General features: G+C 43.0%; 19 protein-coding genes. 7 read left to right on the top strand and 12 right to left on the bottom strand.

The features are described 5' to 3' along the window. Positions 1 to 190: 190 nt before the first annotated feature. Positions 191 to 2341, top strand: a complete 2151-nt coding sequence (locus FMM05_RS14270; protein WP_143374069.1) for an RICIN domain-containing protein — start codon at positions 191 to 193, stop codon at positions 2339 to 2341. A gap of 155 nt (positions 2342 to 2496) precedes the next feature. Here FMM05_RS14270 and FMM05_RS14265 read toward each other — a convergent pair whose 3' ends face one another. The 4 genes from FMM05_RS14265 to def form a co-directional block, all read right to left on the bottom strand. Beyond that, positions 2497 to 3633: a hypothetical protein gene (locus FMM05_RS14265; protein WP_143374068.1), complete on the bottom strand. Its 1137-nt coding sequence runs from the start codon at positions 3631 to 3633 to the stop codon at positions 2497 to 2499. Continuing rightward, complete coding sequence (gene mazG / locus FMM05_RS14260; protein WP_143374067.1) at positions 3633 to 4406, bottom strand: nucleoside triphosphate pyrophosphohydrolase; 774 nt, start codon at positions 4404 to 4406, stop codon at positions 3633 to 3635. The genes FMM05_RS14265 and mazG overlap by 1 nt, the downstream gene beginning before the upstream one ends. Before the next feature lie 98 nt (positions 4407 to 4504). Continuing rightward, entirely contained in the window at positions 4505 to 4963 is a 459-nt protein-coding gene (locus FMM05_RS14255; protein WP_143374066.1) for a DUF5606 family protein, read from the bottom strand. Positions 4964 to 5023: 60 nt separating this feature from the next. After that, positions 5024 to 5611, bottom strand: coding sequence for a peptide deformylase (gene def, locus FMM05_RS14250; protein ID WP_143374065.1), 588 nt, complete (start codon positions 5609 to 5611; stop codon positions 5024 to 5026). Between the two features lie 363 nt (positions 5612 to 5974). Between def and FMM05_RS14245 the strand changes: the two genes are divergently transcribed. Then, the gene (locus FMM05_RS14245; RefSeq protein ID WP_143374064.1) at positions 5975 to 8197 is read left to right on the top strand and encodes an FUSC family protein; all 2223 of its coding nucleotides are present in this window, start codon (positions 5975 to 5977) and stop codon (positions 8195 to 8197) included. Between the two features lie 256 nt (positions 8198 to 8453). Here FMM05_RS14245 and FMM05_RS14240 read toward each other — a convergent pair whose 3' ends face one another. From FMM05_RS14240 to FMM05_RS14225, 4 genes are all read right to left on the bottom strand, one after another. Beyond that, the gene (locus FMM05_RS14240) at positions 8454 to 9056 is read right to left on the bottom strand and encodes a hypothetical protein (RefSeq protein ID WP_143374063.1); all 603 of its coding nucleotides are present in this window, start codon (positions 9054 to 9056) and stop codon (positions 8454 to 8456) included. Positions 9057 to 9350: 294 nt separating this feature from the next. Further along, positions 9351 to 9698: a hypothetical protein gene (locus FMM05_RS14235; protein ID WP_143374062.1), complete on the bottom strand. Its 348-nt coding sequence runs from the start codon at positions 9696 to 9698 to the stop codon at positions 9351 to 9353. Between the two features lie 246 nt (positions 9699 to 9944). Next, entirely contained in the window at positions 9945 to 10310 is a 366-nt protein-coding gene (locus FMM05_RS14230) for a hypothetical protein (RefSeq protein ID WP_143374061.1), read from the bottom strand. 231 nt (positions 10311 to 10541) lie between these two features. Next, a complete protein-coding gene (locus FMM05_RS14225) occupies positions 10542 to 10931 on the bottom strand; it encodes a DUF6705 family protein (protein WP_143374060.1) in 390 nt (129 codons plus the stop codon). A gap of 226 nt (positions 10932 to 11157) precedes the next feature. On the opposite strand from FMM05_RS14225, the gene rmuC reads away from it, so the two are divergent. Genes rmuC through FMM05_RS14210 form a run of 3 tightly spaced genes read left to right on the top strand, consistent with a single transcriptional unit; the run spans position 11158 to position 14273 of the window. Continuing rightward, positions 11158 to 12555: a DNA recombination protein RmuC gene (rmuC, locus tag FMM05_RS14220; RefSeq protein ID WP_143374059.1), complete on the top strand. Its 1398-nt coding sequence runs from the start codon at positions 11158 to 11160 to the stop codon at positions 12553 to 12555. A 13-nt stretch (positions 12556 to 12568) separates the two neighbouring features. Continuing rightward, positions 12569 to 13114: an acyl-CoA thioesterase gene (locus FMM05_RS14215; RefSeq protein WP_143374058.1), complete on the top strand. Its 546-nt coding sequence runs from the start codon at positions 12569 to 12571 to the stop codon at positions 13112 to 13114. 40 nt (positions 13115 to 13154) lie between these two features. Then, entirely contained in the window at positions 13155 to 14273 is a 1119-nt protein-coding gene (locus FMM05_RS14210) for a hypothetical protein (protein ID WP_143374057.1), read from the top strand. A 64-nt stretch (positions 14274 to 14337) separates the two neighbouring features. Here the strand turns inward: FMM05_RS14210 and FMM05_RS14205 are convergent, their stop codons facing one another. The 3 genes from FMM05_RS14205 to FMM05_RS14195 form a co-directional block, all read right to left on the bottom strand. Further along, positions 14338 to 14916, bottom strand: a complete 579-nt coding sequence (locus tag FMM05_RS14205) for a T9SS type A sorting domain-containing protein (protein ID WP_143374056.1) — start codon at positions 14914 to 14916, stop codon at positions 14338 to 14340. A gap of 237 nt (positions 14917 to 15153) precedes the next feature. Further along, positions 15154 to 16113, bottom strand: a complete 960-nt coding sequence (locus FMM05_RS14200) for an ion channel (RefSeq protein ID WP_143374055.1) — start codon at positions 16111 to 16113, stop codon at positions 15154 to 15156. A gap of 147 nt (positions 16114 to 16260) precedes the next feature. After that, complete coding sequence (locus tag FMM05_RS14195; protein ID WP_143374054.1) at positions 16261 to 18339, bottom strand: CotH kinase family protein; 2079 nt, start codon at positions 18337 to 18339, stop codon at positions 16261 to 16263. 207 nt (positions 18340 to 18546) lie between these two features. On the opposite strand from FMM05_RS14195, the gene FMM05_RS14190 reads away from it, so the two are divergent. Further along, positions 18547 to 20529, top strand: coding sequence for a S9 family peptidase (locus FMM05_RS14190; protein ID WP_143374053.1), 1983 nt, complete (start codon positions 18547 to 18549; stop codon positions 20527 to 20529). An 87-nt stretch (positions 20530 to 20616) separates the two neighbouring features. Further along, positions 20617 to 21081 (top strand): glycosyl-4,4'-diaponeurosporenoate acyltransferase CrtO family protein, encoded by a 465-nt coding sequence (locus tag FMM05_RS14185; protein WP_143374052.1) that lies wholly within the window; start codon positions 20617 to 20619, stop codon positions 21079 to 21081. A 73-nt stretch (positions 21082 to 21154) separates the two neighbouring features. Here FMM05_RS14185 and carB read toward each other — a convergent pair whose 3' ends face one another. Beyond that, positions 21155 to 24007, bottom strand: coding sequence for a carbamoyl-phosphate synthase large subunit (carB, locus tag FMM05_RS14180; RefSeq protein WP_143374051.1), 2853 nt, complete (start codon positions 24005 to 24007; stop codon positions 21155 to 21157). Positions 24008 to 24218: the final 211 nt, after the last annotated feature.

Here is a 24218-nt window from a genome sequence, read left to right as displayed (position 1 = left end):
AAAATTATTTTATGCAAATATAACGATTATTTAAAATAACAAATGGTTGTTAAACCTGCGCAGATAATAGCAATAATCGATTTACAAATGTCTTTGATGTGTTTTTGATTAGTTAACAAAATGAGGATTTCATAATTAAACCAACTAATTTTAGTCTTTCGTTAAATATTTCCAAACAAAATTTTTAATTATGAAAAAACAACAACCTACCTCCGGCTTTAAGGCCAATTTTTACAACCTATCATTCTTTCTATTGCTCTTTTGCACCTCGTATGCGCAAACGGTAACCCCCTGGATTACATCAGGCGACCAGAGCAAACTTATCCAGCAACAGGCTACGGTAAGTTTCGCTGCTAACTCCGGCACTAATGCTTCTACTATTACAGTAACGCCGGGAACCACTTACCAAACCATAGATGGCTTTGGATGGACACTTACCGAAGGCAGCGCCGAAGTGATCAACTCGCTTGCCGCAACACAGCAAAACAACTTACTGCAGGAACTTTTTAACCCATCAACCGGGTTAAGTTCTAATGTTGTACGTATTAGTATTGCCGCATCCGACCTTAGCAGTTACAGCTACAGTTATAACGAATCGTCCGGAGATACTAACATGAACAATTTTAGCCTCAACGGCCCTGATCTTACTTACCTGATACCTATCTTAAAGAAAGTATTGGCTATTAATCCCAACATCAAGATACTGGCAACCCCGTGGAGCGCTCCCCGCTGGATGAAAACCAATAACAGCTGGGTGGGCGGCAGCCTGCAAACCAACTATTATTCGGCGTACGCAAGGTATTTTGTAAAATACTTTCAGGCAATGCAGGCACAGGGCATCAATATTTGGGGCATCACACCGCAAAATGAGCCGGAAAACCCATACAACGAGCCAAGTATGACTATGAACTCTGCCCAGCAGAAAGATTTCATCAATAACCATTTAGGCCCGCAAATGTCGGCTGCCGGTTTCGGAGGCATCAAGATCATTGCTTTCGACCATAACTGTGATAACACCGCTTACCCTATAGATGTATTAAATAACAGCGGCTATGTAGATGGCGCGGCGTTTCACCTGTATTCAGGCAACATATCGGCCATGACAACCGTAAAAAATGCTACCGGTAAAAATGTGTATTTTACAGAGCAGTGGGTAGGCGGCCCGGGCAGCTTTAGTGGCGATTTTGGCTGGCACATGCAAAACGTAATTTTAGGGTCGGTTAACAACTGGGCAAAAGTTGCGCTGGAATGGAACCTTGCCAACAACCCGCAATATGGCCCCAGGACACCCGGTGGCTGTACTACCTGCCTTGGTGCTATTACGGTTAACAACAGTACAAGCTACACCCGCAACAGCCCCTACTACATTATAGGGCAAATATCTAAATTTGTAAAGAACGGCGCGGTAAGAATTGGCAGCAGCAGTACAAACGGCAGCATAACCACATCGGCCTTTAAAAATACTGATGGCTCTACCGTGCTTGTTATTTACAACGCAGGTGGCAGCAATACGGTTAAAGTGGTTCAGGGTGGTAATGCATTTAACTATACCGTGCCTGCATCATCAGCCGTAAGCTTTAAATGGACAGATAACACTACTCCTCCACCATCAGGATTTCCGGGCTACTACAACATCGTTTCAAGGCTAAGTGCAAAAGGCCTTGATGTTGCCAACAATGCTACTACAAGCGGCTCGCCTATACAGCAGTGGGAACTTACCAATGGCGGCGGCAGCAACCAGCGCTGGAGGTTTGAAAACGCAGGCAATGGACAGTATTACATAAGGGTAAAATCTACAGGAATGTACTTAGCGCTTGCCAGTGCCAGTACAGCCGACGGTATTAAAGTGCAGCAAAGGAGCTTTACAAACGATAATACCTCTAAATGGACCGTAGCCAGTGTAGGCGACGGTTACTACAGGATAGACAACGTATACAGCGGCAAAGCGCTTGATGTTACAGATGTTTCTACAGCCAATGGCGCACTGATACAAGTTTGGGCATATGGCGGTGGTACTAACCAGCAATGGCAGCTTAACCAGGTAGAAAGCACTGCAAAAATGGGTCAGCCAGATAAAGATACCAACGAAATTACAGATAGTACCGTTATGGTAAAAAGCCTTTCGGTTTTCCCTAACCCGGCCAGCAATACGGTTACTTTAACCAGTGGCGAAGCAGGAACCTATACCCTTATAGGCCTTACAGGAAATATAATCAGCACAGGTAAAGTTACCGAGGGCGAAAATACCATTGATATAGAAAACCTTTCGGCAGGGTATTACCTTATCCGTTATGAAAACAGCAACGGTGGTATAAGGACACTAAAACTACTTAAAGAATAATAGGATTTACGAATTTCAAATTAAGGATTATGATTTTAGCCCGGCAGGATTATTTGACGGGCTATTCTATTATTTTTTCCTCCAAAAAAACTGCCCGAAAATAGTCACGGTCGGACGAAATTTCGACCATTTTTTATTTCACGACTATGATTAGCCTAAAGGGTTCTATTATTATAATCAAAAGTAACAGGTATTTTGCTCGTTACAATTTGCGGTTCGCGGATTATCTTTTTTTCGTAACGTGGGGTAATAGTGGTATCGGTATATTTTTCATCCTTGTACTTTATATGCTCTATAATGGCTGATACCTTTACGTTTACATCAACCGGCTGCACTAAGTTGTCGTTTGCCAATGCCATATAAAATTTGCCCTGTAGCATGGTCGCATCGGTAAAGCGTTTGTAGGCTGCGGTGCCTTTACCTTCATCATACGATTTATACGTTTTATCCTGAAAGAATAGCTTGCTGTTAAACTCATTTACCAGTGCATACTGAATATCCTCGCCTATGGCAGGTATGGCCAGGTTGGCAACAACACCGGCTGCTACACCACCCAATGGCGTGGTAAAATAGCTGGCAACGCCTTTTACACCCTCCACGATCGATTTGCGGTTTTGGTTCCAGTATTCGTTACTCTCCTTGCCTACGCCAACCCAATACGCCCAGGCAACCACTTTTTTAGTTTCATCTTTAGTAATGCTGTTTACTGGGAGCGTAAATGACACTGCCGCTTTAGTTTCAGCTAACGATGATTTCGCGTTTACGCGCTGGGTTTTATCCAGTACAGCTTCTTCATACTTTTTTTGCAAGGCAATTACCCTGCGGTTTTTTTGCACATGCAGCGTATCATACCCTGCAACGGCATCTTTAGTAACCGATGTATACACCGTATCCTGAACCGTTACCCACTTTACAGCGGTATTAAAGTTCCTGGTGTCAGCATTTTTAGCAACACGCTGTACGAGTATGTTACAGCTGCGCTTGCCTTTAGCCTTATTAACAAACTTAAACACAAAAACCGACTTATCCGTTACCGTGAATTCGTTTTTCTCTTCTTTTTTAATTTCCTGATTGCGGTATTTAACCACATCGGGGTATTGTAAAACAGTGACTTCGGTAACCGGGGCACCGTTAGGCTCAAGGATAAAGATAACGCGGTCGCCGGCAGCAAAGCCATACATCAGTTCTTCGGTAGCGCCGGGTTCTAACTTAATTTCTAAATCAGCTACGGTAGTTTTTTGTCCAAAACAAAGCCCGCTAAACAGCAGGCAAATAAGTAAAATTCTGTTCATTATAATTTCTTGGCTTCGTTCCAAAACACATCCATCTCCGCAAGGGTCATATCGGCAAGGGGTTTACCAAGCTCCGACGCCTTACTTTCAAGGTACATAAAACGTTTTATAAATTTCTTGTTGGTACGCTCCAGCGCGTCTTCGGGATTAATATCTAAAAATCGGGCGTAGTTAATAAGCGAGAACAGCACATCGCCAAACTCGGCTTCGGTCTTGTCTTTATCGCCTGCCTTAACTTCATCATGAAACTCCTGCAACTCCTCCTGAACTTTTTCCCATACCTGCTCCGGCATCTCCCAGTCGAAACCAACGCCCTTAGCCTTATCCTGAATACGGCTGGCCTTAACCAGCGCAGGCAGGCTTTTGGGCACGCCTTCTAAAACAGATGTTTTGCCTTCCTTCAGCTTTAGTTTTTCCCAGTTTTGCTTAACCTGCTCTTCATTCTCCACAACCACATCGCCATATATGTGCGGATGGCGGTGTATCAGCTTATCGCTAATGCTGTTGGCTACATCGGCAATATCAAAATCGCCGGTTTCGCTGCCTATTTTAGCATAAAAAACAAGGTGCAGCAGCAGGTCGCCCAGCTCTTTTTTAATTTCGGGCAGGTCGTTATCCAGTATCGCATCGCCAAGCTCGTAGGTTTCCTCTATGGTAAGGTGGCGCAGGCTTTGCAGCGTTTGCTTTTTATCCCACGGGCATTTTTCGCGGAGGTCGTCCATTATATCCAAAAGCCTGTTAAAGGCATCAAGCTGCTGCTGGCGTGTGTTCATAACTGAAAATTTTGGCTAAAATTAAACATAAGTGTACCAAATAAAAAATCCTGCCCTTTAAAAGTAAAAGGCAGGATAATTATATAGATTTAAAAATACTATTCTTCGGCTTTAACCTCTTCGGCAGCAGGAGCTTCCTCAGTGGCAACCGGTGCAGGTGCAGCAGCAGGCTTGTCTTTAGTAACAAGGCCTTTTGGCTGTAGCATGTTATACCAGTTTAATATCTTTTTAATGTCTGATGCATAAACCCTGTCTTCGTCAAACTCAGGCAATACTTCCCTAAAATAGGTAGTAAGTGCAGCGTTATCTTCTTTGTGAGATAGTGCCGGGCCGTTGTCTTCTTTCTCGGCTATAGCGCGAAAAACTTCAGCAAGGCGCACTTCGCCATCATAAGAATATACCGATATTTCAGATAAAAGGCTCACGTTGCTCCTTAACCCTACTGTTATTTTTTTTCCGTCAGTTAGCGATTCAGCCACAAAACCGGTCCTTGTTTGAAGCTTTAACTCATATAAACCCGGTTTTCCGGAAATAGCTAATATTTTTTCGATGCTCATTATTGTTCTGTCTTTTTAATAGGTTGGCAAATATCTAATCTTTGACTTTAAAAACAAAAATTATCTGCCTTTTTTGGCAACAAATTTCATTTTATAATCCGGTCTTGTTTTGCCCTCCATTATGTTCTGTAGCTTTTTTTGTATTAAACGCTTTTTAAGCGATGATATTTTATCGGTAAACAAAATACCTTCTATATGGTCATACTCATGCTGAATCACACGGGCTATAAGGCCATCGTACACATCGGTATGCTTATTAAAATCTTCATCAAAATACTCTATGGTAATTTTTTCGTGGCGGTACACATCCTCACGAACCTCTGGTATACTAAGGCAGCCCTCATTAAAGCACCATTCTTCGCCCTCTTCTTTTACAATAGTGGCGTTAATAAAGGTCTTTTTAAATGCAGAAAGCACTTCCTGCTCTTCTTTGCTAAGGTCTTCATCATCGCTAAACGGTCGGGTATCTATAACAAACAGGCGTATAGAAAGCCCTACCTGCGGCGCTGCAAGCCCCACACCATAAGCGTTATACATGGTATCGTACATATCGGCAACAATTTGCTTAAGTGCCGGATATTCTTTAGGTATCTCCACCGCTTTTTTCCTTAATACCGGGTCGCCGTAGCCTACTATGGGTAGTATCATAATCGTTTTGCTTTTAAATTCAGCACATTGGCTTCAAAATGCCATTATTCCGTCCGGCAAAAATAGTAAATTAAAATGATTATTTTTTTGACACTAATTACACTAATTTCCACAAATCCTGAAGCGTTTAATTTATTAGATTAAAAACCCGACTAAGCCATGACATTTTTCGGCTCGAATTAGTTTAATTCCCACAAATTATGAAACCTGATAGAATTATATTAATTTTAAAAAATTGGTGTAATTTGTGTATTTCGTGGCTATCTTATTCGGCACCTAAATGCTAAATTTTTGTGAGAATTTCCACCGCTGCTCTATAATGATTTTGCCATTCACTACCTTTGCGCAACACCCCATTTTTGAATGATACAGCAAATTAGGCAGTTTACCGATAACGTAAATTTTACGCGGGCCGTAATCGTTACGGTTGCAGCCGTCCTGCCTGTGCTTGTACTATCGCAATTTGGGTATTTTGAAACCGGCTTTACCATTGCCGTGGGCGCTTTTTTAACCTATCCGGCCGATATTCCCAGCAATATAGTGCACCGTGCCAAGGGTTTAGGCGTAGCAACTATTGTAGTTGTAGGCTGTACTGTGGCGGTAAACCTGCTGCACCCCCTGCCCTGGCTGTTTTACCCGGTTATTACGGCGCTAGTGTTTTTCCTCTCACTAATATCAGTCTACGGGCAGCGGGCTACCATGATAGCCTTTAGCGGACTGCTGGCTATCGCACTAGGAACCGGACATATACATGTAGGAATGGAGATTTTTGAGTATTCCGGACTTGTGTTGGCGGGATCGCTGTTTTACACTTTTTTATCGCTTACGTTTAACTATTTGAGTCCGCACAGGTATACCGAACTCACTGTTGCTGAATGCCTTAAGCTTACCGCCAAATACATGAAACTGCGCGGCGACCTTTGGAATGCCGATGCCGACAGGGCCGGTATTGTTGAAAAACAGCTGCACCTGCAGGTGGAAATAAACACTACTCACGAAAATTTGCGCGAAGTACTTATAAGAAACCGATCGGTAGCCGGAAATTCCAACCGTAACCGCAAGATGCTCATGGTGTTTACATCGCTAATGGAAATACTGGAGCTGGCGCTTTCTACCTCGTTTGACCACAGCCAGTTGCACCAAAAATTCGGTACACACAGCAAGGTGCTTAACACCTATCAAACCCTGGCGTATAACCTTGGCTCTTCGCTAAAAAGGGTGGGAAAAAGCATAGAGAACCGAAGTAAATATGTACCCAAGCACAATCTTATTGCTAACCTTGAAGCTTTAGAAAAAGCCATTGAAGAATACGAGCAACTGCTTGGCCGTGAGGCTGCTGCCGAAGGCGTATGGATGCTTAAGAACATGCTGCACTATGCCGAAAAGCAGATTGAAAAGATAAAGATAATTGAGCGCGCCTTTAGCCAAAACATTACATTTAAGGAACTTAGCAAAAGCCGGGATAAAGATCTGGACAAATTTTTAACGCCCGAAAATTACCCGCTGCGAGCCCTCCGCGATAACCTTAGTTTCTCCAGTACCATCTTTAGGCATTCGCTGCGATTAACCATTACCATTGGGCTGGGCTTTGTAATAGGGGCGCTGTTCCCGCTGCAAAACGTGTATTGGATACTGCTTACCATAGTGGTTATTATGCGCCCGGGTTACGGCTTAACCAAGCAACGATCGTACCAGCGTATTGTGGGTACCATAACGGGCGGCATCATTGCTTTTGCATTTTTAAGCTTTGTGCATCAGCCGGTTATCATTGGTACACTTACCATTGTGTGCATGCTGCTGGGCTTTACGTTTACGGCTATCAATTACCGCATAGGTGCCACATTTGTAACCATTTACGTAATTTTCCTGTACGGATTGCTAACCCCAGATATCAGCCAGGTTATACAGTACCGTATAATAGATACTGCTGTGGGAGCGGTATTGGCTTTTGTAGGAAACTACTTCTTTTGGCCGTCGTGGGAGTTTATGAACCTGCCTATTTTCATTAAAAAATCGATAGAAGCCAACCGCGATTACCTTGCCGAAATATCCCAATACTACAACCAAAAAGGCACTGTTACAACGGGTTACAGGCTGGCACGCAAGAATGCGTTTGTAGAATTAGGCAACCTTATGAGCAGCTACCAGCGCATGGAGCAGGAGCCAAAATCAAAACAGAAACAGCAGCAGCAGGTGTACAAACTGGCGGTGCTAAACCATACATTATTATCGTCGTTAGCGTCGTTAGGCACTTATACTCAATCACATAAGACGTATACAGCATCTGAAGCCTTTAACGTAGTGGTAAACACCGTAATACGCAATTTAGACCAGGCTATTACCCTGTTAAACATGGAAGTACAGGCCCAGGAAGCTATGGAAGCCCAAAACGAAGAACTCGCCATGCGCTTTACCGAACTTAAAAACATTAGGGCGAGGGAGTTACGCGAAATTCACGTTACGGATGAAGAGGAATTTAACCTTAAAATGGAAGAAGCCCACCTGGTTATAGAGCAACTGGTTTGGCTGAACGGCCTCTCTGAAAAAATCCTGAAAGCCACCAAACAACTTGAGCTGGGTAAGTAAAAATGGCTTAATATTTCACTTTTGGATTTTGAAACTGTACTTTTTAGTACTTTTACAGATCATTTTTTGTAGTATAAAACATCTAAAAGAATTAATATTTCACTTTTGGACTTTGAGATTGGATGATCTTCAAAATTTAAAGATTGAACGATTTAAAATTTAAAAATTCGATGCCCAAAATTGGATTTTGTGATTTAAAATTTGTTGTTTGTGATTTGCTTTTTGTTTTTGGAATTTGTGATTTGGAACTTGCAATTTAATTTCTGATAATTCCAAATTCGTTCGATTCTTTAAAATCGGACAGGTTTATAACCACACCCCTTTTAATAACCATTTCTACCGCCTTATATTCCTGCTCCGGAATATTGCCTTCTTTATACTCCCGTTTCAGCAATTTTTTAAGGATGGGGTCATACTCTTTAGTACGGGATATATAATAGGGTGCAAAAATAAACGCCTCCTTATCATACTTAGCAAAGCGCTGTGTGGTAATGTAACCGTATTTTTCGGTAAGGGCAATTAGGTTTTCGAGGTTCTTTTTGTAAACAGGTAGTACAAACTCAAGCCACGTTGTTGGGGTGTAGCCCTTTGCATAACCTAAGTATGATGGGATATCTGCATCCGGGTACGGACACATAGCCACAACATCCGCATAATATGAGGCAAAACCGGCGTCGGCCTGCGCCCGTTGCTGCGGTTTAAGGCGGGCATACTTCATGGTACAGTAATCAAGGTAGTTCATCAGCTTAAGCTGCGCCGCAACGGTTTTACTGTCTGCCAAAAGCAGCGTCTCCCTTGCATCCTGGCTATAGCCAAAGGTTGTTACCAACAGTAGCATTAAATAGTAGGTGTGCCTCATACAAAAATTTTGTTATTACTAAGGTAATAATTTTAGCTATATAAAAAAACAGCCCCTTGCAGGCTGTAAATTAATACGATAATTGTACGGTTTTATACAATTGCCATTTTGCATTGATATTTTTGTAAATACTAAGAACGCCTCCAAAATGTGTACTAAAGGCTTCTATAAGAGCATACTCCCCATCCTCCCTTATTAAAGGCGCAGATAAAGATAGCATATCAGTTGCAGTAAGTCCTATATTAAATGTTTTGCCATCCTTGTTATATTTTCTATCGTAATACAAGGCAACTTTTAGATTAGGAAAGGCATCCTGAGTCCAATCACTACCTGCAAAGGGTTTGTTATACAGTTGCTTAGGCCCGCCTCCAAAATTTCTGCCGCTTCTTTTACCGACATAAAATGGAAGGCAGGACAATACAATCTCAATTCATCCGGTGTTTGCTCCATTACAGCTATCTGGCGCGTTAAAAGAATAGAATCGCCAACAACGGTTTTAGAATCATATTTATTAGAGAAATCATCTTTATACCTTAATAATTCCAGTTTTATGATTTCTTTTCCATCTGCAACTACACCAGGCACCTGCCCCCGGCAAGCCCCGGCACAAAACAAAAACGCTATTATAAGTACTTGCTGCATAGGTTAAAACAGCTCCGAGGGGCTGTAAATTAATACGATAATTGCACCGTTTTATATAACTGCCATTTACCGTTTACTTTTTTGTAAATATTTAATTCGCCGCCAAAGTGCTGACTGGACGTTTCTATCAAAGCAAATTGTTTGTCATTATTAATTAGGGGTACTGATAGTGATAGTATGTTTGATGTACCCAAACCCATCTTGCCCGACTTATTTAATTTATACCCGGCAGTGTGTTTTGCATCATCAAATAAAAACACCTTGAAGTCTTAAATCGGCTTTAGTCCATTCGCTATGAGTTGTCCCAATGGGTATAAAATTATCCTGACTGTTTTTACCAAAAATGTCGCTACCCTCCTCTGTTGTTATGTTTTTGCTTGCAATTAGCCAATTCATTAGCGCTACTGGGCATTTTTCCGGCTTTAAGATAAGTTTATCTACCAGTATCGAATCGCCAATAATTGTGTTTGTTACAGGTACGTTAGAAAATGAATCCTTCCGTCGTGCTAATTCCAGATTTATGATTTCTTTCTCATCTGCAACTACGCCATGTTCCTGCCCCCGGCAAGCCCCAACACAAAACAAAAACGCTATTATAATTAGTTGCTGCATAGGTTAAAACAGCCCTATAGGGCTGTAATATTATGGTTGCTTGGTTAAAATGTATTCTCCCCAAGGTATAGTGTAACTTGTATACTGAGGTTCCTGTCCATCAACTGTATAATATCCCTCTGTCATCCTGAAAACCAGTTTTATTTTTTGGGTGGCTCCCACGTCTGCCCTTCTAAAAATCATTTCCTGATCCATTCCGGGAATGTCTCTCCCTGCCTCTATAAAACCTGCTTATAACCGTATATCCCCAGTTGTAACAGCGATAAAGCTTTTAATGCTATTCGCCTGTGGATTAGTTATAGATGTTAATAAAGGCAATGTATTAATCTTTTCAACACCATTAAGTATATATTTATATTCACCTATAACTAAATCTTCATAATAACCATAAGGTGCGTTAATAATGTGCTGCATTACTTTTTTTTGTAAGGTTACTGTAAGCGATGTAGTACCGTTAGTATACTTCCAGGTACCAACATACCTGTTTAAATCATTATTAAGATCTTTATAATAGGCTCCTGTTGCTTCTGGATAATTGGCATCGTTAATAGGTAATATAGGGCTTTGCCCCCGGCAAACCCCAACACAAAACAAAAATGTTATTATAAGTAGTTGCTGCATACCATGATACTTAAGGCTAAGATAATTAGTTAAATTCACATTTCCTTACGGCTTTCCGTAAAAGCATTAATTTATTATTTCGGTATAGTTATCCATTACCTCCAAATTGAATAACTGATTATCTTTACTGCTGTCGTCAGTCCATCGTTTGCCATCAGTTAGTTTAAAAAGGAGCTGGCAAAACTTAAATTTTTCCGTACTTTTACCTTTTCCAAATTACACACAAATGCCCGAAACCATTACCCTATTACTTGCCTTTTTAATAGCTTTAGGCTTAGGCATTTTTATTGGCAAAGCCCTGTTTACTGCTAAGGCTGCCGCCGAAACTAAAGTACAGCAGGAGCGCCACAGCAACCTGCTCCTTACCATAGAGCAGCTTAAGGCGCAGGCCGAAAACGAAAAACAGGCCCTGCAAAACCAGTACGTGCGGTTGCAGCAGGAGCGCGACGGGCTTCGCACGGCTAAAGATGCCCTGTCTATACAGCTTACTAAAAAGGAAACCGACTTTGAGAACCTTTGGGAACGCATGAAAGAGCAGCGCCAGGAGACGGACGAGCTTCGCGAAAAATTCACCAAAGAGTTTGAAAACCTTGCCAACAAGATACTGGAGGAAAAATCGGTTAAGTTTACCGAGCAAAACCGCGAGAACCTTAAAATTATACTGTCGCCACTGCACGAAAAAATACAGCTTTTTGAAAAGAAAGTAGAAGATACCCACAAGGAGAGCATTGATTACCATGCGGCGCTCAGGCAACAGATATTGGGCCTTCGTGAAATGAACGAGAACATGAGCCGTGAAACCCTTAACCTTACCCGCGCCCTTAAAGGCGATACCAAAATGCAGGGTAACTGGGGCGAGCTGGTACTGGAGCGCGTGCTGGAAAAGTCGGGTCTGGAAAAAGGCCGCGAGTACTACGTTCAGCAAAGCCATGCCCTGGAAGATGGCGGCCGCGTACTGCCCGATGTGGTTATTAACCTGCCCGACGGTAAAAAGATGATCGTAGATAGTAAGGTGTCGCTTGTGGCCTACGAACGCTACATTAATGCCGACGACGACCCTATGAAGATGGTGCACCTTAAGGAACACGTACTTTCTATACGCAAACACGTAGACCAACTGGGCGACAAAAATTACCACGACCTTTACAAAATAGAAAGTCCTGACTTTGTACTGCTCTTTATACCTATGGAGCCCGCCTTTGCGCTTGCCCTTAATGAGGATGCCACGCTATACAGCAAGGCTTTTGAGCGTAACATTGTAATTGTTACCCCTACAACTTTACTGGCTACCCTGCGCACTATAGACAGCATGTGGACGAACCAGAAACAACAGGAAAACGCTTACGAAATTGCCCGCCAGGCCGGTGCCCTTTACGATAAGTTTGAGGGTTTTATCAGCGATCTTACCAAGGTTGGTACCAAAATGCGCGATGCCCAAAGTGAGTATCAAAACGCTATGGGCAAACTGTTTGATGGCCGCGGCAACATTATTACCTCTATAGAAAAGCTTAAGAAAATGGGTGCCAAGGCTAAAAAATCACTACCCGAAAATATTATTACCCGCGCACTGCAACAGGAGGAGGAATCGCTTTTTGATGCCGGCCAGGATACACCTACACAATAATTACCTTATACTTATGCACAACGGTTTTAGAAAAGTAAACGCCTCTAAAGTTACTATTAACGAGCTTATGCTGCCCAGCCACGCTAATTTTAGCGGCAAAATTCACGGGGGGTACATACTTATGCTCATGGACCAGATAGCCTTTGCATCGGCCAGTAAATACAGCGGAAGTTACTGCGTTACCGCAAGTGTAGATACCGTAGATTTCCTAAACCCCATAGAAGTGGGTGAGCTTGTTACCATGAAGGCTTCGGTTAATTATGTGGGCAACAGCTCTATGGTTATTGGTATCAGGGTAACATCAGAAAATATCCAGACCGGTAAGGTTAAGCACTGTAACTCGTCCTACTTTACCATGGTGGCAAAAGATAATGCGGGTAAAAACGTAGTTGTGCCGCCTTTGCAGCTTTGTAACCTGGAGGAAGTGCGCCGTTTTCATAACACCCTTAAACGCATTAGCTTACGCAACGAGAAAAATCGCCACGAGGAAACGTTTGACTATACATCGCCCGAAGCGCTGGAAGGGCTAAAACAGTATCGTGTAAAGTTTGATTTATAAGCGATTTTTATATATTTGCCTTTTTTCCAACACATTGTATATGAAAAAACACTACCTGTTTGGCCTCGTGCTGCTCTTAACTGTATTTACCGTGTTTTTATCATGCGGATCTGATGATGGCAGTGATTATACCGATCCTACTCCTATAGATACCATTCCGGCAGGGCCGCAGTCACCCGTGGTGATGGACCTTACTACTGTGCCGTACCCAAAGCTATCCGACTATAAGTTTTTTGAAGGCGATCTTAAAAACCTGTTGCCCGTTTATGGCGTGCTTCCGTACAATCTTAACAGTTCGCTGTTTACTGATTATGCCCTTAAAAAACGCTTTGTATGGATGCCCGCAGGCAAAAAAGCTACGTATGCGGGCGACGGTACCGTGCTTGATTTTCCTGTAGGAGCTGCCCTTATAAAAACATTTTACTATAATACCGTAGTGCCCGATAACAGTACCGTTATTATAGAAACCCGTATTATGATTAAAAAGGAAAACGGCTGGATATTTGCCGATTACCTTTGGAATGAAGCGCAAACCGAAGCTACCCTTAGCACCGCCGGGCTTACCACACGAATTAGCTGGATAGAGAACGGCACCATAAAAATTACCGATTATGTGGTACCTATGACCTCTATGTGTATTAAGTGCCACGAACTTAGCGAGGCACCTGTTGCCATTGGCCCCAAGCCGCAAAACCTTAATAGGATGTATACTTATTCCGATGGTACTAAAAACCAGCTGGCTAAATGGATAGAGTTTGGCTATTTAGATGCAGCGCCGCAAACTATCGCATCAACGGTAGACTGGACCGATACCACCCAGCCATTAGACCTGCGTGTGCGCTCCTACCTTGATATTAACTGCGCCCATTGCCATACCGATAATACCGATTGTGGCTACACCCCTATGAACCTTGCCTTTAATAAAAGCGGACTCACACCCGGTAACCTGGGCATTTGCCGCGAACCGGTTGATTTTGTTACCGGAGACCAACAGTACATCGTAGTGGGGCAAAACCCTGAGGGTTCGCTCCTGCACTTTAGGATGAACACCGGCATACAATCGGAAATGATGCCCACCCTGGGACGCAAATTAGTACACGAAGAGGCCGTTGCCATGATAGAACAATGGATAAATTCTTTAGAGAATACCTGCCCATAAAACAGCAAAAAGCCCTGACGCAAAAGATAGCGTGCAGGGCTTTTTTAAAAAAACACCTTTAACCTTATTTTTTTACTACTGTAATATTTTTAGTTTTGGCACCGCTGTACACTTTTAAAAAGTAAGTACCTGAGCTAAAACCATTAAGATATATTTTTACCGAGTTTGTAGTAGCTGTATTATCTAACAGCTGCCTGCCGGTAACATCAAACAATTGTACCCTGTTTATAATTTCTTTACCACTCACGGTTACATTATCGGTTGCCGGGTTAGGGTAAAAATCAAAGTCAGCCACAGTTACATCGCCTATAGCTGCCGTGCTACCAACTGTTGTTATAGTGCCCGTCATCATTGGGTGCACTTCGCAGGCATAGCTTGTACTGCCCTCTACGGTAAACGTGTGAGAGAATTCCTGATCATCGCCGGTAAGCATATCGCTGGCAAAAGATTCTGCACCGCCGGCATCGGTAGTTACGGTATGCGGCAGGTTATCATCCCACGTCCATGTCACAATATCGCCTGAGTTTACCTCTATAATAGTCTCGGTAGACGGTACCCCCATAAACCACGGAATTAAATGCGTCATCTGGGCGCTCATTGCACCTGTAGCCAATAACATTGCAAAAAGTAGTTGTTTTTTCATGATGGTAATTTTAAGTTTTTTACTTTGTTTTAGTAATTACTGTAAAGTACCGTCAATTTAAAGTAATGGCATTGGGCTATTTAGGTAGCACTATATATGATTTAGAATTTAAAGGCTGCCACTTAGTATTCGATTTTTTACCCTTTGGGGGTTGAGGGTTTCGAGTTTAGGGTTAAGGGTTGTGAGTTTGGGGTGTCTAAACTCTATTATCTATTATCTATTATCTCACATCTTTACCTACAGCTCTATTGGCTTAAAACTATTCAGTTTGCCCAGGTACAGTATGGTTTTTGTTTTAGCTTCGTTTTCGGCATACATTATCTCAAACTTAGCACCGTAAACAATCTCATCAAAAATATACGATGTGCTGGCAGCAACCGTAGTGCTAAAAAGATCATCAAAAGCCTTTACCTGAACAATAACCTCTCCTTCGGCGGCGTCAAAATCTTCTTTGGTAAAGCCATAAAACGGGCTATCTTCAACAATGTGGTGTACCAGTGTCCAGCTTAGTGAAAGTGTGCTTATGTGGTTTATTTCCAGCGGAAGCACAAAAAACTTGTTTACCGGCACCTCATTCTCCATAACTATCATCCCTACCGTCATACGGGCTTCCGCATCCATAAGATTGGTGTTTTTAAACGGCGCCACACGCAGCATTAACGCAGTCCCACCCCTATAAGGTGAGATAAGCGCATTATGCGAAAACTTTATAAAGGCCTTTGGCCTGCTAAAACGCCCGTAAAACAAACCCGTGGCAATGGCAAAGCTCAAAAGGCCTGTAAGCGCCTCGGCAGCAGCCACAGCACTGGTGGTAAAACCACTTGGGCTAATGTGCCCGTAACCCACTGTGGTAAACGTTTGGGCACTAAAAAAATAGGCCTTGCCAAACTTTAGCCACTCGCTCCCCTTAGTATCTATACCGCTAAGGTACTCTACCCCAATACCGTAGTACATTAGCGCAAATAGCAGGTTTACCCCGGCATAAAACGCAAGCAGTATACCCATAAACTTCCAGCCGGGCATGGTAAGCATGGTGTGGTACCAACTTATGCGGTTAAAAAGCGTAATGCCGCTTTTTTCTATATTAGCCGACCCATCTTTATTTATAAACCGCCCACCGTAGTTTGATGCACTGGTGCCAAAACCGGTGGTATCGGTGCTTTTAGCTTTAGTATTTATCTTCTCTAAAATGTCCATGTAGTGTTGTAGGGATAAGTAACACAAATGTAACAAAAAGAGCGTGCGAAATGAAAGGACTAAAGTTAGTGCAGTTTAAGCCATAAAAAAATCCGGAAGGCTTTGCAGCGCTCCCGGATCTTAATTATCCTTACTAAACAGTATCGCTTAGTTCTTAACCACTTTTTGCGTTACGCTGCCTTTAGCACCGGTAACTTTTACAAGGTAAATACCGGCTGCATAACCGCTAAGACTGGCTTTTACCGTAACATCATCGGCTGTAGCAGCTTGTAGCAGCTTACCGTAAATATCATATATTTCGATGCTTTTAATACCATCAGCCGCATGTATTGTAAGTATGTTGCTTACCGGGTTAGGATACATAACAACGCGCGTTGCATCGGCTGCTACATCTTTTACAGAAAGGTTAGTATCTTCATACGCCACCCAGCTTTGCGGAAGGCTGTTATCTAAACTATCGCTTATAAGCATAAGGTAAGCACCGCTGCCATCGGCATCCGGCCACGGTTCGCTGTCGCTGTATTCTACCGCATCAATAATGTTCCCAAAACCATCGGCCAATACTAAATTCTGGCTGCTATTTGATAAATTACGCTGAAACTGCCCAAATGCAGCCACGCCGTATTTAGCCTCAAACACCTCAGGGCTGCTTACAATATGAATTTTTTGGCCCGAAGCTATAGTAGCATTAACAGGAAATTGGTACGACACGCCAAGCTCCCTTAAATACACACCGGTAAGGTTAACCTGTGTGGTGCCTGTATTTTTTATCTCGATAAATTCCTGATCATCACTTTCCGGAAATTCATCGGTTTCCGACGGATTGTAGTTAATCTTGGTAATAACCAGCGAGGGGGTCTGCACATCGGCACAGGCCGTAAAGCTGCCTATGTTAGCATTAATCCAGGTAAAGCGCTCCTGTAGCCATGCTTTAAGGTTGGTAATTTCCTGTGCGTGGTTAGGTGTGGTGCCCCAGCGCTGCTGTTCGCGCACAGTGGCATCGGCTATAAGGGCAACGGTTTCGTCTATATAATCAGAAATAGCCTCATAGCTAAGCGGCTGTCCATCGGCCGTTACCTGGTTCCACCTGCGTGAAAGATAACACCTAAAATCATCATCGTTAAAAAGATCGGTCCAAAATTTAGCGCCTTCATTACCGCCATCGCTAAACTGCCAAACATCGGTATGGCTGCGGTCAAAACCATAATCAAACAGGTCGTTACCGTAAGTAAGGTTAAAATCCCAAATTGGGCCTGCCCTTAGCTTGCCGCCTTTATCTTTATGAAAAAAGGTGCTTATCTGGTAACCATCGGCGTTAGATGAAAGCTCGTTCATTACAAAAAAGTCTACAAACGTAGGGATATCAATAACAGATGGGTATCCGTTAATAAAATTGCTGTTACCTGTAGAAGCCTTGCTGGCAAGGTCTAAAAACTGGTTGTGAATGTAGGTATTCTGCGCCTCTGTTACATCTTCCGGCTTAGGCAGTTCGTGTATAAAATCGGTCCATCCCGCATACGAATCCATTGTCCAGGCTACAGGGTCGCCACCTGTGGTTTTATCAGCCTTGGTAATATAACCGCCTGTAAGCGCCATACCACTATCGGCATCTTCGTCAATCGCTTCTATGTTAATACGATTGGTATCATCTTTAAGTTTTTCCTGCAACACATACAGGCCGTTGTACTGGCCGTTAAGTATCACTTCGCAATACTGGGTACGTACGGTATAATACCCTATAGCGCGCGACAGGTTATAGGTAAGGTAGTCGCGCATTAAAGATGGATCGAAAGCCAGGCCGTTAAGTATCCAGTCGTTTTGTTTGGGCATTCCTAAAATGCTTACTTTTTGTTTGGTAGTATCGTTATCCTCATAAGTTGTCCAGCCGTATTGTTTTTTAGGCAGGTCCTGAGAGGTAGAACCGCGAACTTCTATCTTAATACGCCCGTCATAATCAAGAAAATCATCATTGTCCTGGTCGGTTACAAAGTTGGTACTGCCATCTTCATGGTAAATTATCTTCATGCTGGCAGGCACTTTGGGGTCATCCGGAATCTCGGTAGGCTGGCCGGTATTAGGGTCAATATCGGTATTGATAATTACAATAGGCAGGTTGCTCTGGGTAAAGTTAACCTGCGCATAAAGCGTGGCCTGTAATAACAAAAATGCAAACAACAGCAGTTTTTTAGACACCAGTTTTTTTGGGTTAAGTAATTGTACGTTCATGTTTTAGGGGTTATGTATAGCCGCAAATGTAATATTATTTATGAACCACACAACAACTTTAATTAACATTTTCATAACATTTTATTAAAACATCTAACAAATTACCAGTCTTTGGTTGTAACTACTGAAACGTGTACATAAAAAGTAGACAAGATTGTAACAATTACTATATTTGAGCTACTAATCAATTAATCAATCAAAAAACGTATGAACAAATTTGTATTGGCCATTATGGCCTGCGCCACGGTAGGCATTGCCGGGGCACAAACGGCACAGCCCGGCAACCCCGCGCTGGTATCGAGCAAGGAAGACCTTGCCAAACTGGCTGCCGCCGAAAAAGGAACCTACAAGTACAGTGTAGAGGATTACTTTAAAAAACCATCGCAATCGTCGTTCCAGTTCTCGCCAAACGGGCAGTACCTGTCGTATAAAGAGCGCGATGGTAACGGCAAGAGCCACGTGTTTGTAAAGAACACCACCACTAACGAGGTTAAAAAGATAATTGAGGAAAAAGACCAGCTTATCCGCGGGTACGGCTGGGCAAATAATTCCCGACTTATTTACATGCAGGATAAGGGCGGCGATGAAAATTTCCACATTTGGGCTACCGACCTTGATGGCGGTAACAAAAAAGACCTCACCCCTTTTGATGGCGTTAAGGCCAGTATCCAGATGATACTTAAAGAGCAGCCGGACTATATGATCGTGCAGCTTAATAAGGATAACCCGGAAATTTTTGAGCCGTACAAGATTAACATTAAAACCGGCGATCTGGTTAAGCTTTACGAAAACAAAGATATAGCCAACCCTATTGGCGGTTTTGATTTTGATAAGGATGGCAGGCTGCGCGCCTATACCCAGCAACAAAACGGTACCGAAAATGTGCTGTACTACCGGACTGCCGATGACAAGCCTTTTGAAAAGGTTATGCAAACCACCTGGAAGGATGATTTTGGCATCATTGAGTTCGACTATACCACCCCCAACCCGCATGATGCGTATGTGCTTACCAATCTTGAAAATAATACAAGGGAAATTATCCTGTATGACCTTGAGAAGAAGAAAACCATTAAAAAAATATACAGCAACCCTACGTTTGATGTAGGCGGACTGGTAACATCGCGCAAGCGTGGCTATGAGGTAGATTACTACTTTTATACCGGTCAAAAGGAGTTTACCATTCCTGTAAGTGCTAAATACAAAAAAGTGCATGCCACAATGCAAAAGCAGTTTGGCGACAAGGAGTTTAGTATTGCCGGCATTACCGATGACGAGGATAAATGCCTGGTATACGTTACCAGCGACAGGCTGTATGGCATATACTATATTTATGATATTAACAAAGGAACCTTTAAGGAGATCCTTAACATGATGCCTCAGCTTAAAGAGCAGGACATGGCCGAGATGCGCCCTATTTCCTTCAAATCGCGCGATGGGCTTACCCTTTATGGTTACCTTACCATCCCTAAAGAGGCATCTAACAGTAAAAAAGTGCCGCTGATTGTTAACCCGCACGGTGGCCCTTATGGCCCAAGGGACAACTGGGGCTTTAACCCGGAAACGCAACTGTTTGCAAGCCGTGGCTATGCTACGCTACAGGTAGATTACCGCGGATCTGGCGGTTATGGCAAGGCATTCTCTATGGCGGGCAACAAACAAATAGGCCGTAACATGCTTAACGACCTTGAAGACGGTGTGGCCTACGCAAGGACACTGGGCTTTATTTTACCCGATAAAGCGGCCATTTACGGCGGAAGCTACGGTGGGCTTGCCACTTTGGGTAGCCTTGTAAAAACACCTGATATGTACACCTGTGGTGTTGATTATGTTGGGGTTTCTAACCTCTTTACGTTCTTTAAATCGTTCCCACCCTACTGGAAACCGTACCTTGCACAGGTATATGAGCAGTGGTATGACGAGAACAGCCCTGCCGACCAAGAAATTATGAAGGCGGTATCTCCGGCGCTTAATATCGATAAGATGAAGAAACCGCTGTTTGTGGTTCAGGGTGCTAACGACCCAAGGGTTAACATTAACGAAAGCGATCAGATAGTAGAAAGCCTTAGAAAAAAAGGTATGGATACCCCGTACATGGTTAAGTATGATGAAGGCCACGGCTTTGGCCGCGAAGAAAACCGTATTGAGCTGTACAAATGCATGATGGGCTTTTTTGCCAAGCACCTTAAATAACGGTTACACAATTTGCAACTGATTTGATTATAATGCCTCACAAACGTGGGGCATTATTATTATATTTACTTTTTATAACCACCAATTATGATACTTGCCCATATACTCAACGCAATAGTTATTGCCTTTGGTTTCTCTGTTGTAGGCCTGCTGCTTAATTTTCCCATCAGGAATATGGCATTTTACAACAAACTATCGCACTTTAATTTTGTGAAAGGTAAGAAGTCAAATAAATATATTGGGGTGCTTTATTTCAGACAAATGCTTATTACAAGTTTTTGGCGGCATTTCAACCCTAAAATTAAAATTTCAGAAAAGCCCACTCATGAGGAACTGCTTACCCTGAGAAAAGAAATAATCTACGCCGAAATCAGCCATCTTATTGCTTTTGTGGGTGTACTGGTTTTTACAGGTATTAAATACAGTTCTAAGCATTACAGTTTTACAATAGCACTCCTGGTAAGCAATGTGCTGTTTCATTTTTATCCGGCTTTGGTACAGCAGTACAACAAACGAAGGCTGGATATCGTTCTTGCCCGAATTAAAAGGTAATAAGATCATGCCATATAAACCAAAAACGCCCATGCAAATGCATGGGCGTTTTTTATGTTATACGAGCAGTATATTATTTACTCAGGTACATTTTACGGCGTGAGTACAGTTCGTAAAACTGGTCATCCTTAAGGTCGTCTATAAAGAGGATGCTCTCACCGGTAGATTTCATCTCCGGTCCAAGTTGTTTATTTACACCCGGGAATTTACTAAAAGAGAATACCGGTTGTTTAATGGCAAAACCATCAAGCTTAGGGTTAAAGGTAAAGTCTTTTACTTTTTTAGCCCCCAGCATCACCTTGGTTGCGTAGTTTACATAAGGCTCTCCGTATGCCTTGGCAATAAACGGTACGGTACGGCTTGCGCGCGGGTTAGCTTCTATTATGTAAACAATATCATCTTTAATGGCAAACTGTATGTTTATAAGGCCTACCGTTTTAAGCGCAAGCGCTATCTTTTTGGTATGGTCTTTAATTTGCTGCATTACAAACTCACCCAGGTTAAACGGTGGCAGTGTAGCATTACTATCGCCGCTGTGTACACCGCAAGGTTCAATGTGCTCCATGATACCTATTATGTAAACATCTTCGCCATCGCAAATTGCATCGGCTTCAGCTTCAATCGCACCATCCAAATAGTTGTCAAGTAAAAGTTTATTACCCGGTATGCTTTTAAGCAAATCGATAACGTGCTCCTCAAGCTCCTGTTTGTTAATTACGATCTTCATACCCTGGCCACCCAATACGTATGATGGGCGAACCAACAGCGGGAAGTCTAACGTTTCGGCAAGCTTGCTTGCTTCGTCAGCACTTTCGGCTATACCAAATTTAGGGAAAGGTATGCCAAGCTCTGTAAGCAGGTCAGAGAAACGGCCCCTGTCTTCGGCAAGGTCAAGCGCATCAAAGCTGGTACCTAATATTTTAATGCCATAACGATCCAGCTTTTCGGCCAGCTTAAGGGCAGTCTGCCCACCTAACTGAACGATAACACCTTCCGGTTTTTCATGGCGGATAATATCGTATATGTGCTCCCAGAACACCGGCTCAAAGTACAGCTTATCAGCTGTATCAAAGTCGGTTGAAACCGTTTCCGGATTACAGTTTATCATAATTGTTTCATAACCACACTCGGCAGCAGCCAGTACACCGTGTACACAAGAGTAGTCAAACTCAATACCCTGGCCAATTCGGTTAGGGCCGGAGCCCAGTACCACAACCTTTTTCTTATCGGATACAATACTTTCGTTATGAACGTAGCGTGTACCGTCTGCCCTTTCTATCTCTGCCTCAAAAGTTGAGTAGTAATACGGCGTTTTAGCCTCAAACTCAGCTGCGCAGGTATCAACCAGCTTATAAACGCGCTTAACGCCCATTTCTTCACGCTTGTTGTACACTTCGCTTTCAAGGCAACCCATCATGTGGGCAATTTGCCTGTCGGCGAAGCCTTTTTGCTTGGCCTCAAGTAACAATTCTTTAGGCAGCGTATCTATCTTAAAGTTAGAAACCTCCCTTTCAAGGCTGTAAAGCTCCTCATATTGTTTAAGGAACCACATATCTATCTTGGTAATTTCGTGTATGCGGCTTAATGGTATACCCATTTGTATAGCATCATAAATTACGAACACACGGTCCCAGCTTGCGTGGGTAAGCTTATCAATTATCTGCTCATAGTTAGTGTACCCTTTACCATCGGCACCAAGCCCGTTACGCTTAATTTCAAGCGATTGTGTAGCCTTGTGCAGCGCTTCCTGGAACGAGCGCCCAATACCCATAACCTCACCTACTGATTTCATCTGAAGGCCTAACGTTCTGTCGGCGCCCTCAAACTTATCAAAGTTCCAGCGTGGTATTTTTACGATTACATAATCCAGCGTAGGCTCAAATAAAGCCGATGTAGATTTAGTGATCTGGTTTTGAAGCTCATCTAAATGGTACCCTAATGCCAGTTTAGAGGCGATTTTTGCAATTGGGTAACCGGTAGCTTTAGATGCCAGTGCCGATGAACGCGACACGCGGGGGTTGATCTCGATAGCCACGATATCTTCTTTATCATCGGGGCTTACCGCAAACTGAACGTTACACCCGCCGGCAAAGTTGCCTATGCTGCGCATCATCAGTATGGCCATATCCCTCATTTTCTGGAAGGTAGTATCGCTAAGCGTCATTGCAGGCGCAACGGTAATACTATCTCCGGTATGGATACCCATAGGGTCCATATTTTCAATAGAGCAAATAATTACTACGTTATCATTTTTGTCGCGCAGTAGCTCTAATTCGTATTCTTTCCAGCCTAAAAGTGCCTTATCTATAAGCACCTCGTGTATAGGCGACATTTCCAGTCCGTAGGTAAGCAGGTCGTCAAAATCTTCTTTGCGGTGTACAAAAGCTGCACCCGTACCCCCAAGTGTGAACGATGGGCGTATAACCAGCGGGAAACCAAACTCCTGCGCTATCTCTTTACCTTTAAGGAACGAGTTAGCGGTTTTAGCGGGTGCTGCAGGTATGCCTATGCGCTCTAAGAGTTGTTTAAACTGCTCCCTGTCCTCGGTAATATTTATGGCATTAACGTCTACCCCTATCAATCGCACGTTAAAGTCGCTCCAAATACCTTTTTCCTCAGCCTCAAGGCAAAGGTTTAGGGCCGTTTGGCCACCCATTGTAGGCAGTACGGCATCAATATTTGGGTGTGCTTTAAGAATTTCTATTATCGATTTTGTGGTAAGCGGCTTAAGGTATACATGATCGGCCATAGAGGGGTCGGTCATAATAGTAGCGGGGTTAGAGTTTATCAGGATAACCTCTATACCCTCTTCCCTTATTGATCGTGCCGCCTGAGAGCCGGCATAGTCAAATTCGCAGGCCTGCCCAATAACTATGGGGCCCGAACCGATAATTAAAACAGATTTGATGGAAGTGTCTTTAGGCATTTTTGTGTATTGTAGTTATATTAAAAAGTTCCACAAGTGAAACACGGTGCAAATTTACGTTTTTTTCCTTGATATTAAGGCTCTTCTGACCTCACCCCCAACCCCTCTCCAAAAGAGAGGGGAGCCTGTACGGATATTGTTGGTATCAACAACTTATGCAGCACCTGTAACACAGGAGTGTAGCTGCTCCCTCTCCTTTGGAGAGGGCTGG

It is taken from the genome of Flavobacterium zepuense, from assembly GCF_007097145.1.
In the GTDB taxonomy this organism is placed as follows: Bacteria; Bacteroidota; Bacteroidia; order Flavobacteriales; family Flavobacteriaceae; genus Flavobacterium; species Flavobacterium zepuense.
Note: the sequence above shows the minus strand (reverse complement) of the source record. Positions and strands in the feature narration are given on the sequence as shown.

What these genes read in the sequence shown, in the direction of transcription:
- FMM05_RS14225 (WP_143374060.1), bottom strand. Translation starts at nt 10,931, where the DNA reads ATGCAGCAACTACTTATAATAACATTTTTGTTTTGTGTTGGGGTTTGC.
- FMM05_RS14205 (WP_143374056.1), bottom strand. Translation starts at nt 14,916, where the DNA reads ATGAAAAAACAACTACTTTTTGCAATGTTATTGGCTACAGGTGCAATG.
- FMM05_RS14210 (WP_143374057.1), top strand. Translation starts at nt 13,155, where the DNA reads ATGAAAAAACACTACCTGTTTGGCCTCGTGCTGCTCTTAACTGTATTT.
- FMM05_RS14190 (WP_143374053.1), top strand. Translation starts at nt 18,547, where the DNA reads ATGAACAAATTTGTATTGGCCATTATGGCCTGCGCCACGGTAGGCATT.
- FMM05_RS14200 (WP_143374055.1), bottom strand. Translation starts at nt 16,113, where the DNA reads ATGGACATTTTAGAGAAGATAAATACTAAAGCTAAAAGCACCGATACC.
- FMM05_RS14270 (WP_143374069.1), top strand. Translation starts at nt 191, where the DNA reads ATGAAAAAACAACAACCTACCTCCGGCTTTAAGGCCAATTTTTACAAC.
- FMM05_RS14215 (WP_143374058.1), top strand. Translation starts at nt 12,569, where the DNA reads ATGCACAACGGTTTTAGAAAAGTAAACGCCTCTAAAGTTACTATTAAC.
- carB (WP_143374051.1), bottom strand. Translation starts at nt 24,007, where the DNA reads ATGCCTAAAGACACTTCCATCAAATCTGTTTTAATTATCGGTTCGGGC.
- FMM05_RS14195 (WP_143374054.1), bottom strand. Translation starts at nt 18,339, where the DNA reads ATGAACGTACAATTACTTAACCCAAAAAAACTGGTGTCTAAAAAACTG.
- def (WP_143374065.1), bottom strand. Translation starts at nt 5,611, where the DNA reads ATGATACTACCCATAGTAGGCTACGGCGACCCGGTATTAAGGAAAAAA.
- FMM05_RS14230 (WP_143374061.1), bottom strand. Translation starts at nt 10,310, where the DNA reads ATGCAGCAACTAATTATAATAGCGTTTTTGTTTTGTGTTGGGGCTTGC.
- FMM05_RS14235 (WP_143374062.1), bottom strand. Translation starts at nt 9,698, where the DNA reads ATGCAGCAAGTACTTATAATAGCGTTTTTGTTTTGTGCCGGGGCTTGC.
- FMM05_RS14185 (WP_143374052.1), top strand. Translation starts at nt 20,617, where the DNA reads ATGATACTTGCCCATATACTCAACGCAATAGTTATTGCCTTTGGTTTC.
- mazG (WP_143374067.1), bottom strand. Translation starts at nt 4,406, where the DNA reads ATGAACACACGCCAGCAGCAGCTTGATGCCTTTAACAGGCTTTTGGAT.
- FMM05_RS14245 (WP_143374064.1), top strand. Translation starts at nt 5,975, where the DNA reads ATGATACAGCAAATTAGGCAGTTTACCGATAACGTAAATTTTACGCGG.
- FMM05_RS14255 (WP_143374066.1), bottom strand. Translation starts at nt 4,963, where the DNA reads ATGAGCATCGAAAAAATATTAGCTATTTCCGGAAAACCGGGTTTATAT.
- FMM05_RS14240 (WP_143374063.1), bottom strand. Translation starts at nt 9,056, where the DNA reads ATGAGGCACACCTACTATTTAATGCTACTGTTGGTAACAACCTTTGGC.
- FMM05_RS14265 (WP_143374068.1), bottom strand. Translation starts at nt 3,633, where the DNA reads ATGAACAGAATTTTACTTATTTGCCTGCTGTTTAGCGGGCTTTGTTTT.
- rmuC (WP_143374059.1), top strand. Translation starts at nt 11,158, where the DNA reads ATGCCCGAAACCATTACCCTATTACTTGCCTTTTTAATAGCTTTAGGC.